The following is a 16240-nucleotide window of genomic DNA, read 5'->3' as shown; positions in this document are numbered from 1 at the left end:
CCATGTTGTGAGCCCATTGCCCGCACTACGCCAAACACACTACACAAATTACGAGAAATGTTGAGGGAGTGATAATAATGTCAATACGCCGTCTGGGAGTATCTCTTGCAGCAGCAACGGTATTATTTGCGGGTGCTGCGTCTGCGGCAACGGAATTGTTGAACGTGTCTTATGACCCAACGCGTGAGTTGTATCAGGAATATAACGCTGCCTTCATCAAACATTGGAAAGAAACCACCGGTGAAACACTTTCCATTAAAAACTCCCACGGTGGCTCCGGCAAACAGGCGCGTTCGGTCATCGATGGTTTGCAGGCGGACGTGGTGACGCTGGCGCTGGCGGGGGATATTGATGCCCTGAACCTGAATCAGCCGCTGATCGATCCCAAATGGCAGGCACGCCTGCCGGATAACAGCACGCCTTACACCTCTACCATTGTGTTCCTGGTGCGCAAAGGCAACCCGAAAAACATCAAAGACTGGGGCGATCTGGTGAAACCGGGCGTGGAAGTGATTACGCCGAACCCGAAAACCTCCGGCGGTGCGCGTTGGAACTTCCTGGCGGCCTGGGCTTATGCCAAGCACCTGCCGGGTGGGAGTGATGCGACTGCACTGAAATTCGTGACTGAACTTTATCGCCATGCGCCGGTATTAGACACCGGTGCGCGCGGTGCCACCATCAGCTTCGTACAACGCCAACTGGGCGATGTGCTGCTGGCGTGGGAAAACGAAGCCTATCTCTCACTGAAAGAGCAGGGCGGCGATCAGTTGGAAATCGTCACACCGTCGCTGTCTATTCTGGCTGAGCCACCGGTTGCCGTTGTGGACAAAGTGGTTGAACGCAAAGGCACACAAAAACAGGCTGAAGCCTACCTGAAATACCTCTACAGCGACGATGCGCAGCGCATTATCGGTAAGAACTTCTACCGTCCGCGCAATGCCAAGATTGCTGAAGAATTTAAAGGTCAATTTGCACCGGTGAAACTGGTGACCATCGATGAAGAGTTTGGCGGCTGGACCAAAGTGCAGGACCAATACTTTAACGACGGTGGCGTTTTTGACAAGATTTTCAATGAAATCAATAAATAATTTTTAAAATTCCTGCTGGCTGGCCGCTACGTCGATAGCGGCTTTGCCATGTGGATGGGGCTGGTTCACTGGACTATTGCATTAAGAAAGGCTTGGTATGTCACGACGCATTTCTCCCGTCATTCCTGGTTTTGGCCTTACCTTAGGGTTTAGCCTCAGCTACTTAAGTTTGATTGTGTTGATCCCGCTGGCGGGCATGTTTGTCTACGCCAGTCAGCTTACACTCACGCAATTCTGGACGTTGATCACCAGCCGCCAGGTGCTGTTTTCACTGCAACTCTCTTTTGGCACGGCGCTGGCGGCGGCTTTTGTTAATGGCATTCTGGGAACCTTGCTGGCCTGGGTGTTGGTGCGCTATCAGTTTCCGGGCCGTAAGGTGATCGATGCCATGATCGACATGCCTTTTGCGCTGCCCACGGCGGTGGCGGGCATTGCACTCACGGCGCTGTATGCACCGAATGGGCTGATTGGCGGACTGTTTCCTTTCAAGATTGCCTACACCAGCTTGGGTATCACGCTGGCGTTGATTTTTGTCACCTTGCCCTTTGTGGTGCGAACGCTGCAACCGGTACTGGCTGATATTCCTCGCGAAGTGGAGGAAGCGGCGGCCTGTCTGGGCGCAAAACCGGCTCAGGTGTTCTGGCATGTACTGCTACCTGCTCTGCTGCCGGCCTGGTTGACGGGGTTTGCACTGGCGTTTGCACGTGGGGTAGGTGAATACGGATCGGTGGTGTTTATTGCGGGCAACATTCCCTTTAAAACCGAAATACTGCCGCTGCTGATTGTCTCCAAGCTCGATCAGTATGACTACAAAGGCGCTACCGGTATCGGCGTATTTATGCTGTTGGTCTCTTTCATTATGCTGCTGCTGATTAACCTGTTGCAGCGTCGTATTCAGCCCAAACTGTAAGGCGGTGACAATGGAACAGGTAATTGCTACCGCTGCGCGTGCTCCTAAGAGCAAAAAACGCGCAACGACCTATTACGTACTGGTGACGCTGGCCTGGCTGGTATTCTTTCTGGTGCTGGTACTGCCGCTATTGATGGTGCTGACGCAGGGGTTGGCGAAAGGCGTAGGTGCATTTTGGCAGGCGATTTCGGAACCAGATGCGATTTCTGCGCTGAAATTGACGCTGCTGGCGACGGTTATCTCCGTACCGCTTAACGTGGTGTTTGGTTTGGCGACAGCCTGGAGCGTGACCAAATTTGAATTTCGCGGCAAAACCTTACTGCTGGCACTGATTGACTTGCCTTTCTCGGTATCGCCGGTGGTGGTGGGGTTGGTGTATGTGCTGCTGTTTGGTGCACAAAGCTACTTTTACCCTTTCCTGACCGCGCACCATCTTGAAATCGTCTATGCCGTGCCGGGGATCGTGCTGGCAACCATTTTTGTCACCTTGCCTTATGTGGCGCGCGAGCTGATTCCTTTGATGGAGCAGCAGGGCACTCAGGAGGAGGAGGCGGCCCGTTTGCTGGGCGCCAACGGCTGGCAGATGTTCTGGCACATCACGCTGCCCAATGTGAAATGGGCGCTGATTTACGGCGTGGTGCTTTGTACGGCACGAGCGATGGGCGAGTTTGGCGCGGTATCCGTGGTATCTGGCCATATTCGTGGTTTGACCAACACCTTACCGTTGCACATTGAGATCCTTTACAACGAATACAACATTGTAGCCGCTTTTAGCGTGGCGATTTTATTGTTGCTGATGTCGTTAGTGGTATTGCTGCTGCGCCAATGGAGTGAAGGGCGTCTGGCAAAACAGGTTGAGAAACACCAACAGGAGCTGGCTCCAAATGAGCATTGATATCCGTAATATAAACAAACAGTTTGGCCAGTTCCGGGCCTTGAATGAAATCAATCTGGCGATCAACAGCGGCGAGCTGGTGGCACTGCTCGGGCCGTCGGGCTGTGGCAAAACCACCTTGCTGCGCATTATTGCTGGCCTGGAAAAGCCGGACAGCGGACAGATTGTTTTTCACGGTGAAGATGTGTCGGTGCACGATGTGCGCGATCGCAACGTGGGATTTGTGTTCCAGCACTATGCGCTGTTTCGTCACATGACCGTCTTTGACAACGTGGCCTTTGGCTTACGCATGAAACCGCGCAGTATCCGTCCTTCCAAGCGCGATATTGAAACGAAAGTGCATGAGCTGCTGAACATGGTGCAGTTAGACTGGCTCGCGGATCGTTATCCTGAGCAGCTTTCTGGCGGTCAGCGCCAGCGTATTGCGCTGGCGCGTGCGCTGATTGTTGAACCGCGTATTTTGCTGCTGGATGAGCCGTTTGGTGCGTTAGATGCCAAAGTGCGTAAAGAGCTGCGCCGTTGGCTGTCACGGTTACACGAGAACATCAACCTGACATCGGTGTTTGTGACGCACGATCAGGAAGAGGCGATGGAAGTTGCTGACCGTATTGTGCTGATGAATAAAGGGGTTATCGAGCAGATTGGCTCGCCTGCTGAGGTGTATAACCACCCGGCCAGTGAGTTTGTCTATCACTTCCTGGGTGACAGTAATCGCCTGAAAGTGGCGCACAGTGAGAAACCTATCCTGTTCCGCCCTCATGAAGTGGCGATCGCTTCCGAAGCGCGAGAAGGGTTTCAGCCGGTGGTAGTGCGAGATATTCGTCCATTGGGGGCATTGACCCGTCTGTCGCTGAAAGTTGAAGGTGAACCCGAACTGATCGAAGCCGAAGTGGCACAGGATGATATCAACCTCAACGGCTTGAAACGTGGCGATGTTATCCAGTTCAAACCCAAAGTGTATAACCACGATTGGGAAATCTAAACGACAGCTACCGTTTCGAAAAAAAGACCAAACGGTTCATAAAAAAACGCCCGCAATCGCGGGCGTTTTTCATTCAATTTCTTTGACGGTAAAATCAGCGGTAATCTGGGTTTGATACCACAGAGTAACGGCCACTGCCTACCAGCGTGATGATCAGGCCACCGAAGAAGTACAGTGCTTCCACTTCCAGCGCCCAGGCACCGACTTTGGTCAGGGTAAAGAAATTACCGATACCGACCATCAGCGTAGCAACCACCAGTGTTAACGCAGCAATCAGGCCGGAAACGCGAGTAAAGACACCCAAAATAATCAGGATCGGGGCAACCACTTCACCGATGTATACGCCGTAAGCGATAAAGCCCGGCAGGCCAGCTGCTTGCAGCATCTGCACAATCCAACCCACACCGTGCTCTATTTTGGCGACACCGTGAAACAGCAACAAAATACCAATGGTCAGACGCAGTAGCAGAATACCGGCATCCTGATGGTCTGCGAGGCGATTGAATGACCGATTGAGCTGAGCAATCATAATAATTAACCCTATGTATGTTCACAAAAATGGTGGGAAGGACAACAGGACGTAGTGTCGCCATTTTAGTGACGCAGTGAAAACAAATTTATTTGACATAGCTAATCAAAAAAATTGCTGAGGTATCAGCGAGTGGCAGTGTGACCGCGATGTTGAAATGAATATAGTAGGGGTACGGATAGGCGTAGATTTGGGCTGGACGGCGGTTGAGTGTTGGATGTTGGTCCGCTGTATGAAGGATGATGTCGGTAAGCTACTACCGACATTAATTTTCAGCCACTGTTCGCTATTTGTTGTACTGGCCGTCGCCGTTATTTGACCATTTTGACGGCGTCGAACAGACCTGAGGGCATTTTTTTATAATACCAGTATTCATCATTGACGGTTGCTTTGGTAAATGTTCCCAGCGCATAACTCACTTTGCTGCCATTGATTGTTATCGCTATCTCTCCCTCTAGTGGTTGAGTGCTCACCAACATAAAATCACCAGACTGATTGGTGTAGTAAGCGGTGTGGTCATCCAAAACCCCTTTTTGGCCACTGTACATGACTGAATAGTCAAATTTGACAATGGTTTTAAAAATCTCTTTCGCACCAAAATATCGTCCGTAAAGATTTGGAGCATGAAACAGGCCGAAATGCCCTCCGCTGTTCTGGAGTTTGGAGAAATAGAACTCTGGAATGGAAAAGCTCTCTTGATTCTTGGCTATTTCATCCGCAATGATCTTCATTCTGACTTTGTCTTGCACATAAACACGTGTGTAAGCGCTATACATTAGCGAATAAGACCATAGGAAGGTTGCCAGACAAAGAAAGGTAACAATGCTGATATTTAAAATATTTCTTCTTTCAGCCGTTTCCAGGATGCCATGGCCAAGGAATGATATTGCAAAGAGAAGAAACATCAATGTTCCATTGACAACCCTATCGGGGTAAGAGGGGGAGATGAACATGATAAAGCTTGTCCCCACCGCAATAGCTATCATCAGGTAAGTAGCGTAGATTCTCTTTCTGGAAACAGCGGTTCCTTTGCGAGCGCTTATCACTGCAATCAAAGCAAGCAATGCTAAAACAACATAGCTAATCCATATCAGTGCAAGATGTCCAGAGAGTCGTTCTGTAAAATGAAATACAATTTTTTCTAAAAATGATTTACCTAACCAAACCGGGGTTTCTTTTGCTCTGATAAAATTTCCAGGTGCAAGGATGAGTATGCAAGCACCCACTATTGTCATAAAGGCGTAAATTACTTTGTTGATATCAGTGCTTTTTCTTTTCCAAAAATCGTAACAAATCGCCAATAAGGATAATCCGATAACGAATGGAGCCACGCTTTCATTAGAGCATCCGGCTAACAGACTGATGATTATCATCAATATGCGGATCTTTTTATCATTATTTTGAAGCGTATGGCTTATTCCATATATCCATGCAGCAACAAAAAGATTTGTCCAGTGATAGTTGGCGCTACCAACCACCCAAAATATTGTCTCTCCAATATTAGGATTGGCTATCCAATAGGTAAGAAATACTAACAAAATGACTATACTGTCATTTTTATTCCATTTGAACGAACCCGATGGGGTCTTTGCAATGAAAAGGCAAAAAGACAATACGGCTGTTGCAATTGAAATAGAGTAGATAATACGAGAGTTGATATATAGTAACAATGTGCTGATGTAATCAGCGACCACTCTCCCACTCCATGTCATGTAGTGTTGGTAGTGAGTGTCTAAAGATATGCCTAACAGTGTGTAGTGATAATCATCTGAATGAATAGGTGTATACCACTCAATTAAAAATATTGCTAAAAAAATAGCAGCTGATATTGATATTGTCAGTGTCTTGTTCATCTTTTTGATCTATCTCATTTTGGTGCTTGTTTTTTAATGATGTATCTTGGTCTTTGTTTTACTTCTACATAGATCCTTCCGATATATTCACCTAAAATCCCAATGCCGATAAGTTGAATACCACCGAGAAACAAAATAGAAACTAAAAGGGAAGGATAACCGCGCACCGGGTTCCCAAAAACCAGAGTGTTAAAAACCATCCAGGAACCGTAAAGGAAGGATAGCCCTGCTACAAACAGGCCAATATAGGTCCACACCCTTAACGGGATCGTTGAAAAACTGGTAATACCTTCGAGGGCGAGGTTCCAGAGTTTCCAACCATTAAACTTGGTGTTTCCTGCAATGCGTTCTGCACGGGTGTATTCAACAATGTCTGTTTTACCCCCGGCCCAAGAGAGTATCCCTTTCATGAAAAGGTTACGCTCCGGCATAAGCTTGATATCTTCAACAATCCCACGAGACATTAAGCGAAAGTCACCCACGTTTTCTTCGATCTTAGGTGTGCTAATTTTGTTGTGAAGTTTATAGAACCATTCTGCCGTTTTTCGCTTTAAGTGACCATCCGTAGAGCGATCCGAGCGCTTAGCCAGCACCATGTCTGCGCCGCGTTGCCATTTTTCAATAAGTGCAGGGATTATTTCAATTGGATCCTGAAGGTCAACGTCAATGGGAATAATGACATCACCGGTTGCATTCTCCAATCCTGCAAAAATAGCAGGCTCTTTACCAAAATTACGGGTAAACGACAGCGGATAAATCAATTCATCCGACACGGCGAGTGCATTGATGATTGACTCTGTGGCATCGGTGCTGCCATCGTTAATGAAAAGAATTTCTACTTGGTACTGTTTGAGAGATTCCATCTCTCTAACCGCTTTATAAAAGATTGGTATGGTATCTGCCTCATTAAAGACAGGAACTACCAGTGAGATTTTCATTTCTCTTTCCTAAAGACAATGAGCTTCGAGTAGAAAAAACCGCAGATCAGGCTAATTGCAGAAAATTCAATCATTGTGATCAAGGGGGGGATATTATAATGGTCTGATAATTGACCTGAAATAAAACTCAGTATCCCCATGAACGTGATGAAAAGGAAATATCTTCTGCCAGAAGCTCTGGCTTGAAAGGTGAATTTTGCATTGGCAAAAAATGAAAATGTGACTGCAACCAAAAATGCAATCAGGTTTCCTACCGATTGATCGTATGCGGCAAGATAAACCAGCGCGCCGAATACAGCCCAGTGAATAACCGTATTGATAATCCCGATGCTCACATATTTAGTGAATAATTTAAGCATTCAATAATCGTTTTTTATTAAGTTTTTGATATTTTATCACTGATTCTGACTATGATCTACACAACAGTAACGCTTCTTGCCTAAACGAAGGGTGATGTTTCGACTTGAAAAAGGTGCTACTAAAACGGCGGGAGGCAAGGTTAATCGGGATTAGGTTATCTTTTGCGATCGACGCTAACGCGCTTTTGGCTCAAGCCTAAACACAGACCGGTGTTTGTTGCGATGTTTCATGCAGATGAGAAAGTACGGATAAGAAAACATCAGAGGAAAAAGGAGAGATCTGCGGAAATGGTGGGTCGTGCAGGATTCGAACCTGCGACCAATTGATTAAAAGTCAACTGCTCTACCGACTGAGCTAACGACCCGCAGAAGTGGTGGGTGATGACGGGATCGAACCGCCGACCCCCTCCTTGTAAGGGAGGTGCTCTCCCAGCTGAGCTAATCACCCACTTCTAAATTGTCTGTAAGAAAAATCAGCTGGCTGAAATTGGTGGGTGATGACGGGATCGAACCGCCGACCCCCTCCTTGTAAGGGAGGTGCTCTCCCAGCTGAGCTAATCACCCAATTTCACTTTTTCTTACATCGTACTTCCGTGCTAACACAGTCGTACTTCATACCGTGATACTTCACACAACGGGCACTCAAAGTGAGTGGTGGGTGATGACGGGATCGAACCGCCGACCCCCTCCTTGTAAGGGAGGTGCTCTCCCAGCTGAGCTAATCACCCTCGCTGTGTGGAGTCGCATTATAGGGATAGTTGAAAGTGAGTCAACGGTTTTTAAATGCAAAATGCGTGTTCGTTGTAAAATTAGGCAACACGTCGTTTTTCTGGGCATTCCTGGTCAATAATTCGGCGTATTATTAACCCTATTCCACGCGCAATGCGGTTACAGCGTTGAGGAATCAGGGCAGAGTGATAGAATATCGCCAACGTTTGACTGGAACCGTTGCTGGTGTCTGCCAGTCGCCCTTAAGTAACAAGGCTTATTATCCCAATGAAAATCAAAACTCGTTTCGCGCCAAGCCCCACTGGCTATTTGCATGTCGGCGGCGCTCGTACTGCGCTCTACTCCTGGCTGTTTTCCCGTCACCATCAGGGTGAGTTTGTTTTACGTATCGAAGACACGGACCTGGAGCGTTCAACGCAGGAGGCCATCGATGCCATTATGGACGGCATGAACTGGCTGAACCTGGATTGGGATGAGGGTCCGTACTACCAGACTAAACGTTTTGACCGCTACAACGCGGTGATTGATGAAATGCTGGTGCAGGGCACCGCCTATAAATGCTATTGCAGTCGTGAGCGTCTGGAAGCGCTGCGTGAAGATCAAATGGCGAAGGGTGAAAAACCGCGCTATGACGGCTGCTGCCGCGATTCTCATGCGCACCATGCCGATGATGAGCCTCACGTGGTGCGTTTTCGTAACCCGCAAGACGGTTCAGTGATTTTCAACGACCGTATTCGTGGCCCGATCGAATTCAGTAATCAGGAACTGGACGATCTGATCATTCGCCGCACTGATGGTTCGCCGACCTACAACTTCTGCGTGGTGATCGACGACTGGGATATGGAAATCACGCACGTTATTCGCGGTGAAGATCATATCAACAACACCCCGCGCCAAATCAATATTTTGAAAGCGTTGGGTGCGCCGGTGCCGGAATATGCCCATGTGTCGATGATTTTGGGTGATGATGGCAAGAAACTGTCCAAACGCCACGGTGCCGTGGGCGTGATGCAGTATCGTGATGATGGTTATCTGCCGGAGGCGCTTCTCAACTATCTGGTCCGTTTGGGCTGGTCACATGGCGATCAGGAAATTTTCTCCATCGACGAAATGACGCAGTTGTTTACGCTGGACGCCGTAAGCAAATCGGCCAGCGCTTTCAATACTGAGAAATTGCAGTGGCTCAACCACCACTATATCAATCATCTGCCGGCTGAATATGTAGCAACGCACCTGTCATGGCACATTGAGCAGGCGGGGATTGACACCCGCACCGGGCCGCAACTGTGCGAACTGGTGACGCTGCTGGGTGAGCGCTGCAAGACGCTGAAAGAAATTGCGGCGTCCTGCCGTTATTTCTATGAAGACTTTGCCGAGTTCGATGCCGATGCTGCCAAGAAACACTTGCGCCCGGTCGCTCGCCAGCCGCTGGAGTTGGTGCGTGAGAAACTTGCTGCCATCAGTGACTGGACTGCGGAAAACATTCATCACGCGATTCAGGGCACGGCGGACGAACTGCAACAGGGGATGGGTAAAGTGGGCATGCCGCTGCGTGTGGCGGTAACCGGCGCGGGCCAATCACCGGGCGTCGATGTCACGGTGCATGCGGTGGGTCAGCAACGTGCATTGGCACGCATCGATAAAGCGCTGGCCTTTATCACCGAGCGTGAAGCACAGCAATAATCGCGTAACCCAGCGATCGATTAACGCCCCGTGTGGCCCTCCTTTTAAGGAGCACGCTGCACGGGGCGTTTTTTATTCACGGCTTCGGGGCAATCTTGATCTCACTGTGGCTGAATGGTCACTTCTACCGCCTTTGCCATCGCATCGGGGATCACGCTGCCATGGTGTTTGCCTTCGAACAGGATAAAGCTGGCCGCAGGGTTTTCTGTGTGCAATTGCGCCGCCAGATCGCGCGCTTTGGTCACCATGGTGCGCTGTGCCTGACGCTTGGCGCGTTTTGGATCGACCGGTTGGTTGGGGTCGGCCTTTGGCGGCTTCTCTTCATATTCGCCTACGCTTATCGTGATTGAGGTCGGTTGCGCGGTAAGCAGCGGTGAACGTTTGGGGATGACCACACCGTCTCCCCACCAGATAGACGGGCTGGCGGCCAGATAGCGCTGGAAGGATTCCCCATGGTTAAACAGGGTATACAGTACGAATAACCCGCCAAAGGAGTGGCCGGCGAGTGTTTGCTGCTGTGGATTAACGGGGGCTTGTGTTTCTACCCACGGTTTCACACTGTGTTGGATAAACTGATAAAATAGCTCCGCTTCTCCTCCCGCACCAAAATCCGGATCGGGTGTCGGGGCGGGGGGCGTGTAGTCGCGGGTGCGGGCAGGAATGTCATAACCCTGATCGATACGATAGCCGATGCCGACAATCACCGGCGCAGGCCCCTGCGCGGGGGTGTAACTGTTGACCGCCAGCGGGAACTGGGCGTTGGCGTCCAGCACGTAGAGCACCGGACGTTTCTCCTGTGCGGCAATATCGCGTGGCGTGGCGATGAAGATACGGTACTGAAGCTGGCGCGTGCTTTCCATATCGTGTTGCTCAATGCTGAAGTAGCGCTTTGCGTTTTCAGAGAGCGTGGCGACAGGGGGTTGTGCCCGCGCGGGCAACAGGCTGGAGGCGATCAGAGTAATAAGCACAACGGGCAAATAGCGCATAACGACCTGTTAAGGTTCTTAAGTGTCAGTAGATGGATGATAATAAAACCCGTTATCATTGCCAGCGTTTTTTCTGTCTTTATGCAGCGCATTGCGTCAGAAGCGTTGATAAAATCGGCGCGCTGGCGGCTTTTTCAGCGGTTGACGGCAGAAAGAGATTTAGCCGTTGACACACCTGAGCGGGTTGCATATTATTCGGGCCGTTCACACAGACAATCAGCGTCACTGTCTGATGGAATGGGGCTATAGCTCAGCTGGGAGAGCGCTTGCATGGCATGCAAGAGGTCAGCGGTTCGATCCCGCTTAGCTCCACCACTTCAACCTTGTTGCGGTGGCTGTGGTAAACAGATGCAATAGAACATATCCAGCATTGTGGGGCTATAGCTCAGCTGGGAGAGCGCTTGCATGGCATGCAAGAGGTCAGCGGTTCGATCCCGCTTAGCTCCACCACCTCCTTCTCATTTCAGCGCTTGTTTTCCTGTTTATATCCCTTAAGCCATCGCTATCACGTATTTAATTCTCGTATCGGGTTCAGTTCGCAAGCGATTTGCATCGCTGTAGCGCTGCGCTGCTTGCGAACTGATGGCATTACTGATCGGCTGAACCCGGTAGCTGTGGCATCCAATCAATCGGCGACTGCCCCTGCTGCTGCAGTAATTGATTCGTCTTGGAAAAATGGTGGCAACCCAGAAAGCCACGGTGTGCTGACAGCGGTGACGGATGTGGTGATTTCAGCACATGATGGCGCTGCGTATCGATAATGCTGCCTTTTTTCTGCGCATGAGCTCCCCATAACAGAAACACGATACCATCGCGTTTTTCATTTAACGCGCCGATTACGCGATCGGTAAATGTTTCCCAGCCGAGGTTCGCGTGGGAATGTGCCTGACCGGCCTCTACCGTTAACACGGTGTTTAACAGCAGCACACCTTGCTCCGCCCAGCTTTGCAGACAACCATGCTGGGGAATTGTAAAGCCGGGAATATCGTTCGCCAGCTCTTTATACATGTTCATTAATGACGGCGGCGCAGGAACGCCCGGGCGGACGGAGAATGACAGGCCGTGCGCTTGGTTTGGCCCGTGGTAGGGATCTTGTCCCAGTATCACCACCTTGACCTGATTGAACTCGGTATAGCGAAAGGCGTTAAACACATCTTTCTGCGGGGGATAAATTACCTTTCCTTCGGCGCGGGCATTGCCGACAAACGCCAACGTCTGCACAAAATAAGGCTGCTCTTTTTCCTGTGCCAAAACGTCATGCCACGTTAGTTCGGTTGTCATCCTGTCCTCGATGCGGGTGTTGTGAAAGAGGGCTGTAGCTTACCGATCTCTGCTCGCAAGGTAAAACACTGTGGCGGAAAAGTTGATGATAGCGAAGGGTAAATTATAAAAAAGTTGAAAATTTACAAAAAAAATTGCATTGTGGGTTTTGATTAAAATTGATGTAAAACAATTAATTGCTATCAGTTGTGTTTTTCGCACCCTGAATTAATTGATTTAAATCAAAGATTGGCGGCTAAGGTACTGGTATATAACTACACAAGGTAAGTGAATTTCATTTTGTGGTTAAAACCTCGTGTTGGTGAGTACTGCAACCCTTCCCAGGTTCAGACACGATTCTGCTGTTTTACGGAGGCAATTATGGTTACTGGCATTCAAATTACTAAAGCTAACAATAACGCTCTGGTTAACTCTTTCTGGCTGCTCGATGAAGAAAAATCAGAAGCACGCTGCGTTTGCGCAAAAGCGGATTACAGCGAAGATCAAATCGTTCCAGTGAGCGATCTGGGGCAGTTTGAATATCGTGAAGTTCCGTTGGAAATCAAACCGGAAGTGCGCGTGGAAGGGGGTCAACACCTGAACGTCAACGTTCTGCGCCGTGAAACGCTGGAAGATGCGGTAAAACATCCTGAAAAATACCCGCAGTTGACCATCCGTGTTTCTGGTTATGCAGTGCGTTTCAACTCACTGACCCCGGAACAGCAACGTGACGTGATTACGCGTACTTTCACTGAAAGCCTGTAATCGCACGGTTGCGGTAATAAAAAAGGAGCGAAAGCTCCTTTTTTTTGTGCTCGATTTTTGTTCCCGGCGCTAGTGCCGGGAGACGGTATCGAAACGGAATTACTCTGCGCCTGAAGGCGTATCGTCCGCTTTCTGCGCAGGCTGGCGGCGTTTGCCGACGTTCTTGCTGTCGCGGTGGCGCACTTTAACCTTGGTTTTTTCTTTCTCTTTCTTCTTTTTCTTATCTTCAGCACGCTTAGCCAACACTTTTTTCGACGGCTTGCCGTTGGTTTTTTCGCTTGGCGCTTTGGTTTTCGGACGCAGTTCATCAATGACGCGCGCTTTTAGCGGCTCATTTAAGTAACGGCTGATCTTGCCAAGCAGCAAGTGATCGTGGGCTTCCACCAGTGAGATGGCACACCCTTTTTTGCCGGCGCGTCCGGTACGCCCAATACGGTGCAAGTAAATATCGGCCGTGAGCGGCAAGTCAAAGTTGAATACGTGGCTGACATCGTTAATGTCCAACCCGCGTGCGGCAATGTCAGTGGCAATCAACACATTGACCAGTCCCTCACTCAGACGTGTGATGGCCTGATTACGCTTGGCTTGCACCATTTCGCCTTCCAGATGGCAACTGTTGATCCCCGCTTCGCGCAGCCAGGCGGCGAGTTCATGCACGCGCTCGCGCTTACGTACAAAGATGATGGCGCGGGTGGTTTCCGGCTGTTTCAGCAAATGTGCCAGCAGCGCGGTTTTGTGTTCGGTATCATCGGCGCGGTAAAACCATTGCAGAATCTTTTTACGCTCACGCCGTGAAGGGTCGGCTTCTATCTCTACCGGTTCTTTCAACAGTCGCTCTGCGAAATCCTTGACGGCATTGCCTTCCAGCGTGGCGGAAAACAGCAAGGTTTGTGTGCGCCAGCGGGTTTCACCGGCAATATGCTCAATATCCTGGGCAAATCCCATGTCGAGCATACGATCCGCTTCGTCCAGAATCAGCGTTTCCACCGCGCGGCAGTCAAAGTTTTCTTCTTTGATGTATTGCAGCAGACGGCCCGTTGTCGCTACCACAATATCCTGATTCTCGCTGAAGACTTCAGCGTGGTTCATGTACGCCACGCCGCCCGTGATGGTTGCCACGTCCAGATGGGTGTGCGCCGCCAAGGCTTTGGCCTGATCGGCTACCTGCATCGCCAGTTCACGCGTGGGCGTTACGATCAGAATACGCGGTGGCCCTGATTTTTTACGAGGAAAGTCAATCAGATGCTGCAACACCGGCAGCAAATAGGCTGCTGTTTTTCCTGTTCCTGTTGGCGCAGATCCAAGGACATCTATCCCGTCCATTGCAGGTGGGATCGCCGCCAGTTGAATAGCGGTGGGGCGCTCATAGCCCATATCGCGCAAGGCATCTAGCAGGCTTTCATCAAGATCAAGATCGGAAAATTGGGTTGCAGTCATGGTCTACCTCTGTTTGGGGCGCTGATTATAGACGCATTACGCGTGCACTTCATCATCTGTTTACACACCCTCTGTGTCATGTCGCCGGGGTTGCCCGGCGGGGTGCTTTCCCTGTTGCAGGGATTCCCTTATGCTACGGCGGTTTTCAGGAGGAGCAGCACATCATGCATCAGCACGCAGCGCGAGCACAAACATTGCGGCGCAACGGGTTCACGTTTAAACAATTTTTTGTCGCGCACGATCGTTGTGCGATGAAAGTGGGTACGGATGCCATTTTGCTCGGTGCCTGGGCGCCGGTGCCACAAACCGGCTGTGTGCTGGATATCGGCAGCGGTTCCGGCGTTATCACCCTGATGTTGGCGCAGCGCAGCCCAGACGCGGTGACGATCGATGCGGTTGAGCTAGAGCCTGAGGCCAGTGCGCAGGCACAAGAGAATCGGCAGGCTTCACCGTGGGCATCACGTATTACTGTGGTGAACCGTGATATTGAGACGTTTACGGCACAAACGGCATCAGGTTACGCGTTGATCGTGAGTAATCCTCCTTATTTTGCACCCGGCAGTGCGTGCCGGAGCGAGGCGCGCAGCAAAGCCCGCTATACCGAGAGCTTGTCCCATGAAACGTTGCTCCAGTGTGCCGCCAGGCTGCTGGAACCGGAAGGGCGTTTCTGTGTGGTGCTACCGAGTCAGGTAGCCAGTGATTTTTGCATCACGGCCTGTCAACAGGGGTGGTCGATACGTCAGCGGCTGGCGGTGCGTGAGCGGGAGGAGGGCAAACCGCATCGGGAACTGTTGACCCTCTCGAAGCAGACTGGCCCCTGCGAGAGGCAGACGCTGACGGTGCGCGCAGCAGATGGTAGCTACTCTTGTGATTTCCGCGCATTGACTCAGGATTTCTATTTATTTATGTAGGATATTCCCTATCGTTAACAATGGCGCGGGTACCCTCAGAGGCTAACGGTGCTATTGAACGCTTTTTCGCGTATGATCCCCTGACTGTCCCAGCTAAATAACAGAAAGCTGCGCGACGTGTACGGATGTAAACGCCGACGCGCGAAGAGATATGGGGCAGGCTGAGCAACATAAAAGAAGAAGGAACAAACGCCGTCGGGAACTTTTCTTGTCCGATGATGTCCGACTTATCAGCTTGCTCCGATTATTTAATAACGACATGGCTGGCAGTACTATTTTACGTGTGGAGAACGGTTTGAGGAGACATTACCTCGGATGAGCGAGCAGCTAGCGGATCGCATTCTGGTCGAACGTGTCCAGAAAGGCGACCAGAAATCTTTTAATTTGCTGGTGGTGCGCTACCAGCACAAAGTGGCGAACCTGGTGTCACGGTACGTTCCCCCTGGGGATGTGCCGGATGTGGTGCAGGAGTCGTTTATCAAAGCCTATCGCGCGTTGGAGTCTTTTCGCGGCGATAGTGCGTTCTACACCTGGCTGTATCGCATTGCGGTCAATACGGCCAAAAACTATCTGGTTGCTCAGGGGCGGCGACCACCGTCGAGCGACGTTGATGCCAATGACGCTGAAAATTACGAAACCGCCAGCGCATTAAAAGAAATATCGAACCCTGAGAACTTAATGTTGTCAGAGGAATTGAGAAGTATCGTTTTTCGAACCATTGAAGCGTTGCCAGAAGATTTACGGATGGCGATTACGCTACGCGAACTTGATGGCCTGAGTTATGAAGAAATAGCCGCCATTATGGATTGCCCGGTCGGCACTGTTCGTTCTCGCATATTCCGTGCGCGAGAAGCGATCGATAACAAAGTACAACCGCTAATTCAACGTTAACCCGGTTTTCGCGTTAACCATGAT

16 protein-coding genes, 6 tRNA genes and 1 pseudogene are annotated in these 16240 nt (G+C 50.2%); 12 read left to right on the top strand and 11 right to left on the bottom strand.

The window, feature by feature from the left end:
- Nucleotides 1–77 precede the first annotated feature (77 nt).
- The 5 genes and pseudogenes from J5067_RS22605 to J5067_RS23250 all read left to right on the top strand — a co-directional run bounded on the left by J5067_RS22605 (nt 78) and on the right by J5067_RS23250 (nt 3875).
- The gene (locus J5067_RS22605; protein ID WP_264646018.1) at nt 78–1088 is read left to right on the top strand and encodes a sulfate ABC transporter substrate-binding protein; all 1011 of its coding nucleotides are present in this window, start codon (nt 78–80) and stop codon (nt 1086–1088) included.
- A 97-nt stretch (nt 1089–1185) separates the two neighbouring features.
- Nucleotides 1186–1998 carry a sulfate ABC transporter permease subunit CysT gene (gene cysT / locus J5067_RS22600; RefSeq protein ID WP_264646019.1) on the top strand — a complete coding sequence of 271 codons (813 nt, stop codon included), beginning with the start codon at nt 1186–1188 and terminating at the stop codon, nt 1996–1998.
- 10 nt (nt 1999–2008) lie between these two features.
- On the top strand, nt 2009–2893 hold the full coding sequence (cysW, locus tag J5067_RS22595) for a sulfate ABC transporter permease subunit CysW (RefSeq protein ID WP_264646020.1): 885 nt from the start codon (nt 2009–2011) through the stop codon (nt 2891–2893).
- A pseudogene (locus J5067_RS22590) lies at nt 2883–3614 on the top strand (sulfate/molybdate ABC transporter ATP-binding protein); the annotation flags it as partial. The gene cysW and the pseudogene J5067_RS22590, both read left to right, overlap by 11 nt.
- Complete coding sequence (locus J5067_RS23250) at nt 3615–3875, top strand: TOBE-like domain-containing protein (protein ID WP_319802406.1); 261 nt, start codon at nt 3615–3617, stop codon at nt 3873–3875.
- A gap of 94 nt (nt 3876–3969) precedes the next feature.
- Here the strand turns inward: J5067_RS23250 and J5067_RS22585 are convergent, their stop codons facing one another.
- The 8 genes from J5067_RS22585 to J5067_RS22550 form a co-directional block, all read right to left on the bottom strand.
- Nucleotides 3970–4404 (bottom strand): DoxX family protein, encoded by a 435-nt coding sequence (locus tag J5067_RS22585; protein WP_222157814.1) that lies wholly within the window; start codon nt 4402–4404, stop codon nt 3970–3972.
- A gap of 311 nt (nt 4405–4715) precedes the next feature.
- Nucleotides 4716–6257 carry a DUF6056 family protein gene (locus J5067_RS22580; RefSeq protein WP_264652067.1) on the bottom strand — a complete coding sequence of 514 codons (1542 nt, stop codon included), beginning with the start codon at nt 6255–6257 and terminating at the stop codon, nt 4716–4718.
- Nucleotides 6258–6271: 14 nt separating this feature from the next.
- Nucleotides 6272–7195, bottom strand: a complete 924-nt coding sequence (locus J5067_RS22575; protein WP_264652066.1) for a glycosyltransferase family 2 protein — start codon at nt 7193–7195, stop codon at nt 6272–6274.
- Entirely contained in the window at nt 7192–7554 is a 363-nt protein-coding gene (locus J5067_RS22570; RefSeq protein WP_264646024.1) for a GtrA family protein, read from the bottom strand. The genes J5067_RS22575 and J5067_RS22570 overlap by 4 nt, the downstream gene beginning before the upstream one ends.
- 289 nt (nt 7555–7843) lie before the next feature.
- Nucleotides 7844–7919, bottom strand: a tRNA-Lys gene (locus J5067_RS22565).
- A 7-nt stretch (nt 7920–7926) separates the two neighbouring features.
- Nucleotides 7927–8002 (bottom strand) — tRNA-Val (locus tag J5067_RS22560).
- A 40-nt stretch (nt 8003–8042) separates the two neighbouring features.
- Nucleotides 8043–8118, bottom strand: a tRNA-Val gene (locus J5067_RS22555).
- Between the two features lie 88 nt (nt 8119–8206).
- A tRNA-Val gene (locus J5067_RS22550) sits at nt 8207–8282 on the bottom strand.
- 268 nt (nt 8283–8550) lie between these two features.
- On the opposite strand from J5067_RS22550, the gene gltX reads away from it, so the two are divergent.
- Nucleotides 8551–9966: a glutamate--tRNA ligase gene (gene gltX / locus J5067_RS22545; protein WP_264652065.1), complete on the top strand. Its 1416-nt coding sequence runs from the start codon at nt 8551–8553 to the stop codon at nt 9964–9966.
- A 101-nt stretch (nt 9967–10067) separates the two neighbouring features.
- On the opposite strand, the gene J5067_RS22540 is transcribed toward gltX, so the two are convergent.
- Nucleotides 10068–10952, bottom strand: a complete 885-nt coding sequence (locus J5067_RS22540) for an alpha/beta hydrolase (protein ID WP_264652064.1) — start codon at nt 10950–10952, stop codon at nt 10068–10070.
- A gap of 32 nt (nt 10953–10984) precedes the next feature.
- Here J5067_RS22540 and J5067_RS22535 point away from each other — a divergent pair, with 32 nt between their 5' ends.
- The 3 genes from J5067_RS22535 (at nt 10985) to J5067_RS22525 (ending at nt 11402) form a co-directional block, all read left to right on the top strand.
- Complete coding sequence (locus tag J5067_RS22535) at nt 10985–11122, top strand: hypothetical protein (protein ID WP_264652063.1); 138 nt, start codon at nt 10985–10987, stop codon at nt 11120–11122.
- 69 nt (nt 11123–11191) lie between these two features.
- Nucleotides 11192–11267, top strand: a tRNA-Ala gene (locus tag J5067_RS22530).
- Between the two features lie 59 nt (nt 11268–11326).
- Nucleotides 11327–11402 (top strand) — tRNA-Ala (locus J5067_RS22525).
- 138 nt (nt 11403–11540) lie between these two features.
- On the opposite strand, the gene ung is transcribed toward J5067_RS22525, so the two are convergent.
- Complete coding sequence (ung, locus tag J5067_RS22520) at nt 11541–12233, bottom strand: uracil-DNA glycosylase (protein WP_264646027.1); 693 nt, start codon at nt 12231–12233, stop codon at nt 11541–11543.
- A gap of 360 nt (nt 12234–12593) precedes the next feature.
- On the opposite strand from ung, the gene grcA reads away from it, so the two are divergent.
- Nucleotides 12594–12977 carry an autonomous glycyl radical cofactor GrcA gene (gene grcA, locus J5067_RS22515; protein ID WP_195316349.1) on the top strand — a complete coding sequence of 128 codons (384 nt, stop codon included), beginning with the start codon at nt 12594–12596 and terminating at the stop codon, nt 12975–12977.
- Nucleotides 12978–13076: 99 nt separating this feature from the next.
- Here grcA and srmB read toward each other — a convergent pair whose 3' ends face one another.
- Nucleotides 13077–14414 (bottom strand): ATP-dependent RNA helicase SrmB, encoded by a 1338-nt coding sequence (gene srmB, locus J5067_RS22510; RefSeq protein ID WP_264652062.1) that lies wholly within the window; start codon nt 14412–14414, stop codon nt 13077–13079.
- Between the two features lie 164 nt (nt 14415–14578).
- Between srmB and J5067_RS22505 the strand changes: the two genes are divergently transcribed.
- Both J5067_RS22505 and rpoE read left to right on the top strand, forming a co-directional pair.
- Nucleotides 14579–15325, top strand: coding sequence for a tRNA1(Val) (adenine(37)-N6)-methyltransferase (locus J5067_RS22505; protein WP_264652061.1), 747 nt, complete (start codon nt 14579–14581; stop codon nt 15323–15325).
- A 315-nt stretch (nt 15326–15640) separates the two neighbouring features.
- A complete protein-coding gene (rpoE, locus tag J5067_RS22500; RefSeq protein WP_195316346.1) occupies nt 15641–16216 on the top strand; it encodes an RNA polymerase sigma factor RpoE in 576 nt (191 codons plus the stop codon).
- The last annotated feature ends 24 nt before the right edge of the window (nt 16217–16240 follow it).

This window comes from Candidatus Symbiopectobacterium sp. NZEC151 (genome assembly GCF_025962655.1).
Taxonomy (GTDB): Bacteria; Pseudomonadota; Gammaproteobacteria; order Enterobacterales; family Enterobacteriaceae; genus Symbiopectobacterium.
Note: the sequence above shows the minus strand (reverse complement) of the source record. Positions and strands in the feature narration are given on the sequence as shown.

Coding starts and splice junctions, on each gene's coding strand:
- J5067_RS22605 (WP_264646018.1), top strand. CDS start 78: ATGTCAATACGCCGTCTGGGAGTATCTCTTGCAGCAGCAACGGTATTA.
- cysT (WP_264646019.1), top strand. CDS start 1,186: ATGTCACGACGCATTTCTCCCGTCATTCCTGGTTTTGGCCTTACCTTA.
- cysW (WP_264646020.1), top strand. CDS start 2,009: ATGGAACAGGTAATTGCTACCGCTGCGCGTGCTCCTAAGAGCAAAAAA.
- J5067_RS22585 (WP_222157814.1), bottom strand. CDS start 4,404: ATGATTGCTCAGCTCAATCGGTCATTCAATCGCCTCGCAGACCATCAG.
- J5067_RS22580 (WP_264652067.1), bottom strand. CDS start 6,257: ATGAACAAGACACTGACAATATCAATATCAGCTGCTATTTTTTTAGCA.
- J5067_RS22575 (WP_264652066.1), bottom strand. CDS start 7,195: ATGAAAATCTCACTGGTAGTTCCTGTCTTTAATGAGGCAGATACCATA.
- J5067_RS22570 (WP_264646024.1), bottom strand. CDS start 7,554: ATGCTTAAATTATTCACTAAATATGTGAGCATCGGGATTATCAATACG.
- gltX (WP_264652065.1), top strand. CDS start 8,551: ATGAAAATCAAAACTCGTTTCGCGCCAAGCCCCACTGGCTATTTGCAT.
- J5067_RS22540 (WP_264652064.1), bottom strand. CDS start 10,952: ATGCGCTATTTGCCCGTTGTGCTTATTACTCTGATCGCCTCCAGCCTG.
- J5067_RS22535 (WP_264652063.1), top strand. CDS start 10,985: ATGGATGATAATAAAACCCGTTATCATTGCCAGCGTTTTTTCTGTCTT.
- ung (WP_264646027.1), bottom strand. CDS start 12,233: ATGACAACCGAACTAACGTGGCATGACGTTTTGGCACAGGAAAAAGAG.
- grcA (WP_195316349.1), top strand. CDS start 12,594: ATGGTTACTGGCATTCAAATTACTAAAGCTAACAATAACGCTCTGGTT.
- srmB (WP_264652062.1), bottom strand. CDS start 14,414: ATGACTGCAACCCAATTTTCCGATCTTGATCTTGATGAAAGCCTGCTA.
- J5067_RS22505 (WP_264652061.1), top strand. CDS start 14,579: ATGCATCAGCACGCAGCGCGAGCACAAACATTGCGGCGCAACGGGTTC.
- rpoE (WP_195316346.1), top strand. CDS start 15,641: ATGAGCGAGCAGCTAGCGGATCGCATTCTGGTCGAACGTGTCCAGAAA.